General features: G+C 51.6%; 10 protein-coding genes and 1 pseudogene. 1 reads left to right on the top strand and 10 read right to left on the bottom strand.

Annotated elements, in window-relative coordinates; genetic code table 11:
- From BOW51_RS11600 to BOW51_RS04500, 6 genes and pseudogenes are all read right to left on the bottom strand, one after another.
- Nucleotides 1-139, bottom strand: a pseudogene (locus tag BOW51_RS11600) (IS110 family transposase); the annotation flags it as partial.
- Nucleotides 140-485: 346 nt separating this feature from the next.
- Entirely contained in the window at nt 486-665 is a 180-nt protein-coding gene (locus tag BOW51_RS04520) for a hypothetical protein (RefSeq protein ID WP_078476643.1), read from the bottom strand.
- A 30-nt stretch (nt 666-695) separates the two neighbouring features.
- Nucleotides 696-1,244, bottom strand: a complete 549-nt coding sequence (locus BOW51_RS04515) for a hypothetical protein (protein ID WP_078476642.1) — start codon at nt 1,242-1,244, stop codon at nt 696-698.
- Between the two features lie 115 nt (nt 1,245-1,359).
- A complete protein-coding gene (locus BOW51_RS04510; protein ID WP_078476641.1) occupies nt 1,360-1,788 on the bottom strand; it encodes a sulfur globule family protein in 429 nt (142 codons plus the stop codon).
- 248 nt (nt 1,789-2,036) lie between these two features.
- The gene (locus BOW51_RS04505) at nt 2,037-2,438 is read right to left on the bottom strand and encodes a sulfur globule family protein (protein ID WP_078476640.1); all 402 of its coding nucleotides are present in this window, start codon (nt 2,436-2,438) and stop codon (nt 2,037-2,039) included.
- 157 nt (nt 2,439-2,595) lie between these two features.
- A complete protein-coding gene (locus tag BOW51_RS04500; protein WP_078476639.1) occupies nt 2,596-3,351 on the bottom strand; it encodes an MlaA family lipoprotein in 756 nt (251 codons plus the stop codon).
- Between the two features lie 121 nt (nt 3,352-3,472).
- Here BOW51_RS04500 and rnt point away from each other — a divergent pair, with 121 nt between their 5' ends.
- A complete protein-coding gene (gene rnt, locus BOW51_RS04495) occupies nt 3,473-4,126 on the top strand; it encodes a ribonuclease T (protein ID WP_078476638.1) in 654 nt (217 codons plus the stop codon).
- 45 nt (nt 4,127-4,171) lie between these two features.
- Here the strand turns inward: rnt and BOW51_RS04490 are convergent, their stop codons facing one another.
- From BOW51_RS04490 to BOW51_RS04475, 4 genes are all read right to left on the bottom strand, one after another.
- On the bottom strand, nt 4,172-4,834 hold the full coding sequence (locus tag BOW51_RS04490) for a response regulator (RefSeq protein ID WP_078476637.1): 663 nt from the start codon (nt 4,832-4,834) through the stop codon (nt 4,172-4,174).
- 19 nt (nt 4,835-4,853) lie between these two features.
- Nucleotides 4,854-6,416 (bottom strand): ATP-binding protein, encoded by a 1,563-nt coding sequence (locus BOW51_RS04485; protein WP_078476636.1) that lies wholly within the window; start codon nt 6,414-6,416, stop codon nt 4,854-4,856.
- The gene (locus tag BOW51_RS04480) at nt 6,416-7,657 is read right to left on the bottom strand and encodes a multifunctional CCA addition/repair protein (protein WP_078476635.1); all 1,242 of its coding nucleotides are present in this window, start codon (nt 7,655-7,657) and stop codon (nt 6,416-6,418) included. The genes BOW51_RS04485 and BOW51_RS04480 overlap by 1 nt, the downstream gene beginning before the upstream one ends.
- On the bottom strand, nt 7,654-8,658 hold a 1,005-nt coding region (locus tag BOW51_RS04475), incomplete at its 5' end, for an ATP-binding cassette domain-containing protein (protein WP_135568055.1). The genes BOW51_RS04475 and BOW51_RS04480, both read right to left, overlap by 4 nt.

The following is an 8,658-nucleotide window of genomic DNA, read 5'->3' as shown; positions in this document are numbered from 1 at the left end:
CTTGCTGTTCAATTGTTTTGACGGCAACTGGATACATATCAGGTCGTGCCATGTCTTCACAGATCGCCTGTGCATCATTGGCATCGTTCTTGTTACTCTTCACGAAGGGCTTGACGAACTGAGGCGGAATCATCTTCACCCTGTAGCTGGAAAACATTTTTTGCCAAATCAACACCAACTCGTCTAATCTTCATATGGACTCCTCTCTTTTACCGTCCGCTGAAATCTCAATCTCAGTTTGGCACAATGATGCCAATAGGTAAGGAGGAGTCCATCCCATTGCTTTGGGTCGGTAGCTACCAGTGGCATGACTTGGCCCACTTCCGCTAATACCAAGGAAGAGACAGTCAAGCTCAGCCGATGAATGACTACTTTGTAAGATTTGGTCGAAACTATATTTATAATGTGCCAGATCGAGTATGAGTCAGTACCCATAAAAAAAGCCCCTGACGGGGCTTTTTTCAGGATCGCATAAAGCGAATCGATCAGCTGTCGCTATTGCTGGTGACAGCTTCTGCACGCAGTGTGTCGAAATGCTTGTCCTTTTCTGCACGAAGTGCATCGATTTCCTTGCGGATCTCTTCACGACGCTGGTCCATTTCTGCCTTGTGGGCTGCACGGCGTGCGTCCATCTCGGTTTCAATCGCTGCGCGTTCAGCATCCATCTGCTCAGGAAGACCTGCTTCTGCACGACGCTAGTCCATCTCTGCCTTGTGAGCTGCACGGCGAGCTTCCATCTCGGCCCTGGCGGCTTCGCGCCTGGCATCCATCTCTTTACCAATCTCTTCGAAATATTTCTGCTCTGCTGGCTGCTCGGCTGTTGCAAGCTTGTCTGCTTCTTCACGACGCTGTGCGATTTCAGCATCACGTGCTGCACGGCGTGTATCCATCTCTGCTTTATGGGCTGCACGGCGCGCGTCCATCTTTGCCTTCATCGCTTCGTGATCTGCATCCATCTGCTTGCGAAAATCTTCAAATGAAGCATCCTCAGCCATAACAGCTTCATGCTCGGCATTGAGCTTGTCAATTCCCGCCTTGTGTTCAGCAACGCGGGTTTCCATTTCAGCCTTGAGGGCTGCACGGCGAGCTTCTGACTGCTTGCGAATTGCATCGAAATCTGGCGTTTCAACAACTGGCTTGGCGGCAACATCAGCTGCAGCGGCTTCTACAGCCTGATCAGCTGAGGCACTACCGGCCACTGATGCAAGCAGGATTGCAGCGGTGAGTTTTTTTACTGAAAACATAACTATTCTCCTAAAATGACTGTCTGCTACAACTGTTGATACAAACAGACGGGTATCTTCGTATTACCTGGATAAAAGCCATCACCCGAAGGTGACGACTTAATGGATTGTTTGGTTATTTGGCAGCTGCTGCAGTTGCAACAGGTGCGGCCTGGGGAGCTGCTACAGGGGCATAATAGCCGTAAGGAGCGCCGTAGTAGCCGTTGTTAGCGTAATAACGATTGTCCCAGTTGTTATAACCACTACCGTAGTAGTAGTTGTCGGCATCGCCGTCGAACTCGGTATCAGCATCAAAGTCAAAATCCATGCTGAAGTTGAAGCTGCCACGACCGCGTCCACGTCCACGACCACTGCCGTCACCACGTCCATAACCATAACCGTCGTTGTACCAACGGTTATCGTTGTAGTGATCATCATCGTCACTGAAAAAAGGTATATCCCAATCATCATTATCACTGAAGAAAGGTATGTCCCAGTCAGCAATGGCTGCAGAAGAAGCACTCATGATTGCGGCAATAGCTGCTGCAGTAATGATCTTTTTCATTTCAATCTCCGTAAAGACTCAATCTGTTAAAAACTGTTTAAACGGCTATGCCGCTTCGTTACTGATAAGTATATAAGTATTTTCTTATTTTGCAATATTTAATTTGATTATTGTTTCTTATGCAATCGATTTGAATGATTGAAATAACTTAAACGACCAGATAAGACACCTGGCTAATTGAACGTATAAAAAAACACCGGACAGGCTACCCCATCCGGTGTTTTTATCAGCTAACTGCCAGTAATAAATTACTGTGCGCAGTTACCAGTAGCTGCTGGTGCCTGAGGGGCAGCAGGAGCAACAGGAGCTGGTCCGTAAGGAGCTGGTCCGTAGCCGTAAGGTGCGCCGTAGCGACCATTGTAGCTGTTATAACGGTTGTCCCAACGGTTGTCCATGTTGTTGTAACCACGACCGTAGTATGAGTTATCACTCTCACCGTCGAATTCGGTATCAGCGTCAGCATCCATGTTGAAGTTGAAGCTGCCACGGCCATCGCCACGTCCGTAACCGTAACCGTCGTTGTTCCAGCGATTATCGTTGTAGTAGTTGCTGTCGTTATCGTCGAAGAAAGGCATATCCCATTCTGCAACTGCAGCTGAAGAAGCACCCATGATCGCTGCGATCGCAGCTGCTGTTATGATTTTTTTCATAAATTTCTCTCCAAATTATATTGAGGTAATTATTCCTACTGGCATTAAAGTATTCATTACCGCGCTAACACCCCGGTTAAGGCATAAACGCTGGTATATTCATAAATACTCAAATTACTTTCCCTGATTTCATCCATAAGCATGGACTGCCTTATACCTAAAAGTCGGAGAAATGCTTTGAATCACCATCCTTGATAGCGTGTTGACGCGACTGGTAATACGCGTCTCGTTGAAAAATATATGGATCAAGAGCTGCCTGTTCCATGATATCCGAAGCCTCGAGCAACTCGGCACGTTCGTCGACGACATACAGACCAACAGTACTATAGATAATCTCATCTTCGTTGACAGTGGAAAGAGGATGCATACTCACATCCACGATCGTTCCGGTGGTATCCCTCAGTGTTGAAGGACCCAGAATTGGCAGTACGATATAGGGACCATTCTTGACGCCCCACACAGCCAGGGTCTGTCCGAAGTCCTCGTGATGCTTTTCCAGTTTCATGCGCGAAGCGATATCAAACAGGCCGCCAACTCCGAGTGTTGTGTTTACAAGAACCCTGGCAGTATCCGAGAGCGCCTCTTTCGGTTTGCCCTGTAGAAGATTATTAATCGCTGCAATTATGTCGGCAAGATTCTCAAAGAAATTGCTCACGCCTTGCCTGATTGGCTTGGGAACAACTGCCCGGTAGCCTCTCGCTGCCGGTGCGATAATCGCCTTGTCGAGTCCATCGTTGAACTTGTACATGGAGCGATTGAATCCAACCCACGGATCATTGATAACGATCTCATCAACTACGACTTCTTCAGCAACGGCTGGTGGTTGCGTAGCTTCCTGTGCAACTGCCGGGAGAGAAAAAGCACCCAGTACAAGCACCATGGACAAAAACATATTGAGGTAGTGCTTCCTCATCCCTTTAGATTCCCGTTTTTTTTATGTAAGGATTTAGATTGTAGACTCAGGTTTAGTAAACAGCAATCGACTTTCACCCTGTTTTTGCAATAATCCAGCCCAACTCTGTTATTCTGCACCCATGTCACATCCCAAGCCCACTATTGCGAGCCGTTTCCGCGGATTTCTGCCCGTTATTGTCGATGTTGAAACGGCAGGTTTCAATGCTACAACTGATGCCCTGCTGGAAATTGCGATGGTCACCATCAACATGGATGACAATGGAAAACTCTATGCAGATAAAAGAGTTGCATGCCATGTTGAGCCATTCGAAGGCGCCAACCTCGACCCCAAGGCTCTCGCATTCAATGGTATCGATCCTGAAAATCCGCTACGTGGCGCCATCACTGAAAGAGAAGCGCTGCAACTCTGCTTTCAGCCTGTCAGGCATGCCGTCAAGGAGAATGGCTGCAATCGCGCAATCCTGGTCGGCCACAATGCACCCTTTGACCTCGGCTTTATCAATGCTGCCGTTGATCGCTGTAGCTACAAACGTAATCCATTCCACCCTTTCTCAACGTTAGATACCGTTTCACTGGCAGCACTGGCTGTCGGGCACACTGTGTTGGCAGTGTCAGCTCAGCTGAGTGGCATGGAGTGGAGCAACAGTGAGGCGCATTCGGCCATCTATGACGCTGACCAGACCGCCGAGCTCTTCTGCCGCATTATCAACCGCTGGGATGAAAATATTGATGACAAACCCTGGCTTCCTCAAGCGATGGAAGAAGCCGGTTAAATCAGCCCGAAACCTGGCAGCTTGCGGGATTGAAAACAGGAAATGTCAGCTGTTGCGGTGGCAGAAGCCCGCTTCAACCGCCATGACGGCAGCCTCTACGCGCGAATGAACATCCAGTTTGCGCAGGATAGCCTTGACGTGAAGTTTTACGGTGCCGTCAGAAATACCAAGATGGCGCGCAATCACCTTGTTGCTCTGCCCCTCGGCAAGGTGACAGAGAATCTCCCGCTCACGCGGGGTCAGGTCTCCAAACAGATCTCCACCCGGTTCACTCTCCGGCTCCGGCTCATCCTCTTTCTGTACCGCTGCACGCGCAAGAATTCCGGTTAATTCACGCGACACCACGGTAACACCGTCGAGAATCTGACCCAGTGAGTCGATCAATTCGTCCGGTTCCATATCCTTGAGAAGATAACCGTCGGCGCCATGCTGAAATGAAGCCAGTACGTCACTCTCGTCCTGGCTGGTTGTCAGCATTGCGATGCGCATCTGCGGATGGCTCTGACGCATCTTCTGCAACACATCGATACCACTCATCTGCGGCATGCGCATATCAAGCAGTACAACGTCCGGTGTCAATGTATCGACAAGTTCCATACCGTCATCACAATCCCCGACTGCGGCAACCACTTCGATACCGCGGCGCTCCAGCAGCTCGCGCAAGCCAATACGGAACAGCGCATGATCATCAATCAACAAGACTCGCATATTTATACTCAATCGTTATTTATTCGGCCTGGGCTATAGCAGGAGTCGGACGGTAAAACATCTCGACACGGGTGCCTTCGCCGGGCTCACTCTCTATACGTAACTCTCCACCCATACGACGCGCACGCTCTTCCATGATAGACAGCCCGATATGTTCTCCGGGGCTGCCAATAGGTGCCTGTTCAAAGCCGACACCGTCATCCTCTATCAACAGTTGCAGCTCTTCATCCCGGCAGCTTAGCATTACACGTACCATGTGTGCCTGTGCATGTTTGCGTGTATTGGCAAGTGACTCCTGCACAATACGCACCATTTGCATCTCCTCGCTCGGGTGCAGGCGCAAACTGCGGCAGTTGAGCTGCAGGAAAACCTGGATGCCGGTCTCTTCCGAAAAGCGTTTTGTCATACGCCGCAAAGCCGGAATCAGGCCGCGCTGATCAATCGGCGCGCGAAAGTTACCCAGCAGGGCTCGCAGCTCGCGATTCGCCTCATCAAGTCCGTTTTTGATACGTTCGAGATCACGGCTCGCAGCTGCATAATCTTTGTTCTGTGTCAGGGTGTCGGCAAGCATGCGAACCTGAAAGCGCAAACCTGCAAGTGTCTGCGCAAGCGAATCATGCAGTTCATGCGCCAGTGCAGTACGCTCCTCGACGATCGACAGGCGATGAGCCTCCTCATCCGAACGCTGCTTGGCGATAGCAATACCCAGGTGGCTGCCGATTGTTGTCAGGAGCTCCATGATATCCTCACGCCCCGAGACACCAGGCTGTTCAACATAGATAGTATAAATGCCAAGCGTGTCATCATGATACTCAAGCGGCACGCTGATGACCTCAACCTGCTCGGCGCTGAACATCACCCTGTTATTCATCCTGGAACAGGCCTCGGCATCATGCTCGCATAAGAGGTCGGCACTGGTGAGCGCCTTGCCGCACTGACACAGCTGAACCGGCAACAGTTCCTGTTCCGTGGCAACCTTGTTATCAAGCCCGATAGCACCGACCAGGCGCATACGTCCGTCGCGACTGACGAGGCGAACTGTCGCGGTTTTACCGTTGACCATCTCCTTGAAGATGCGCAGAAAACGCAACAGCAGCGCATCAAGCGTGTCACTCTGGTTAATACTGGCAGCAACGTCGTAAAGAATTTTCAGTGATGCAGTTTTTTGTGCCAGCCGGCGTGTTTGGCGCTCAACACGATTATCCATATCCTCGTAAAGGTCGCTGAGTTCCTCGTAGACTGAATCGATATCGTGAGAAAGATGTTCGAGAACACCAAGGTTCTCATGCAGAACCTGGGCACCCGGCTCACCCTGGCACACCTGTGAAACCGACTCCTGCAGTCGTGCAAGCGGTCGTAACAGCTGGTTTTTGAGCAGAACTGCGGACGTGATAACACCAACCAGTGTCATGCTCACAGCCAGAATCAGCAGGCCAAGGTCACTGCTCATCATGCCCATTGAACGGATATGCACGAAAGCGGCGATGTAGACTAGCAATAGGCCAAGCAGGCTGAAAGCGAACGGGCAGATCAAACGCGCTCTCTTCAGAATCTCCCTGATTTTTTTGCCTTCACTTTGCATCAGCTCTCTTTTGCCCTTATCTTGCCCAGTTCTGTCTCGATCTCCCTGATACGAAGTTTTTCGATCGCTTCGCCGATCTCCTTCCCGTTAGCCCCGCTCTCGACAATCGTCCCGATATCGACCTTGCTTGCAACTTCGTACAAGCGTCTGAAAGTATCGGCATGCGGTGTTGGCTGGTTTTCAAATCCTGTGCGTCCACGCAGATCGGCCTCACAGGCAAGTAAAAATTCCTCGAAACGCTCGGGACGCCGGTACGCATCCAGTGCACCCAGTGTTCTGCAGCTGGTATCGGCACGCAGTTCGTCTGTTACGCGCCGGTAGTGCCCATGATACTCGGCGACAATCACTGCCAGTTCACGGAAGTCGTTGGGCACACGCAGACGTTCACACAACTGCTTAACCAGCCTGACACCGCTCTTTTCGTGACCATGGTGTCGCGGCCACTGGCTGCTATCGGTCAGCCCCTTGCCGAGATCATGCAGTAGTGCTGCAAATCGTACACGCGGCTCGCTGGAAAGTCTTGCTGCCTGTTCAACTACCATCATGGTGTGCACACCCGTATCAACCTCCGGATGATGCCTTGCGGGTTGCGGCACCCCGTAGAGACGCTCGATTTCAGGAAACAGCAGCTGCAATGCACCGCACTCGCGCAAAGTTTCAAAGTAGCGTGATGGCATGTCGGTTGCCAGGGCTTTACAGGTCTCGGCCCAGGTACGTTCTGGTACCAGGTAGTCAAGCTCACCGGAATCGACCATGTTGCGCATCAATGCATTCGTCTCATCTGCTACACGAAAATCCTGTGCGGCGAATCTTGCCGCAAAACGTGCAATACGCAGTACACGCACGGGGTCTTCCGTGAAAGCTTGCGAAACATGCCTGAGCAAACCCTGCTGCAGATCCTGCTGCCCGCCATATGGGTCGATCAGGTTGCCGTCATCGTCCATCGCCATCGCATTGATCGTCAGGTCACGACGCAGCAGGTCCTCTTCAATGGTTACGTCCGGTGCCGCATGAAAGGCAAAGCCCTGGTAACCATGACCGCTCTTGCGCTCGGTACGCGCCAGGGCATACTCATCCTTGGTTTGCGGATGCAGAAAAACAGGGAAGTCCTTACCTACAGGCGTGTAACCCTGCTCCAGCATCTCTGCAGGAGTAGCGCCGATCACGAGCCAATCGCGTTCATCGACAGGCAGGCCAAGGAGCTGATCCCTGACCGCACCACCGACGAGGTAAACCTTCATGATTCAACCTCCTGTTCTTCATCCTCGCGCTGCTGCAACTCCCACATGTCAGCATAAATGCCATTATCACGAAGCAATTGCTGGTGCGTCCCCTGCTCGACGATACGCCCCTGCTCCATAACAAGCATCCGGTCTGCGTCAACGACTGTCGAGAGTCGATGCGCAATAATCAGTGTGGTGTGATGTTGCGCAACCTCTCGCAATGTTTCCTGGATCGCCTGTTCAGTCTTGCTGTCCAGCGACGATGTCGCCTCGTCAAAAATCAGGATAACGGGCTGCTTGAGAATCGCACGGGCAATGGCAACACGCTGCTTCTCACCACCTGACAGTTTCAGGCCGCGCTCGCCGACAACTGTATCCCAGCCCTTGGGCAGCGATTCGATAAAGTCACGGATATGCGCCATGCCGGCTGCCTTTATCACCTCTTCCCTGCTCGCCTGAGGACGACCATAAGCAATATTGTAATAGATGCTGTCATTGAACAGCACCGTGTCCTGCGGAACAATACCGATCGCGCTGCGCAGGCTTGACTGGGTCACCTTGCTGATCGACTGGTTATCGATCAGGATGTCACCTGCAGTCACATCATAAAAGCGATACAGCAGGCGCGACAGTGTCGACTTGCCCGCACCCGAATGACCGACAATCGCGATCTTCTCACCGGCGCCAACAGTAAATGAGACTTGCTGCAGTATGCGACGCTCCGGCTGATAGCTGAAATCGACATTTTCAAAACGAATCTGACCGCCGTTGAGACGAATATCCCTGGCATCTGCTACATCCTGGACATCCGGAACCTGCTGCAGCAGATCAAACAGGCGCTGCATATCGGCAAGTGTGTATTTCACCTGGCGATAGACAATGCCGAGAAATCCAAGCGGTATGAAAACCTGGATCATCAGGGTTGTCACCAGCACCAGGTCGCTGATCTGCATGCGCTGCTCAACCACGCCCTGCACGGCGTACCACATCACCAGTGTCACGGCGAGACCGATAATGGC

Origin of the sequence: Solemya elarraichensis gill symbiont (genome assembly GCF_002021095.1) — a bacterium.
In the GTDB taxonomy this organism is placed as follows: domain Bacteria; phylum Pseudomonadota; class Gammaproteobacteria; order Chromatiales; family Chromatiaceae.
This window is presented reverse-complemented; position numbering and strand designations above follow the sequence as displayed.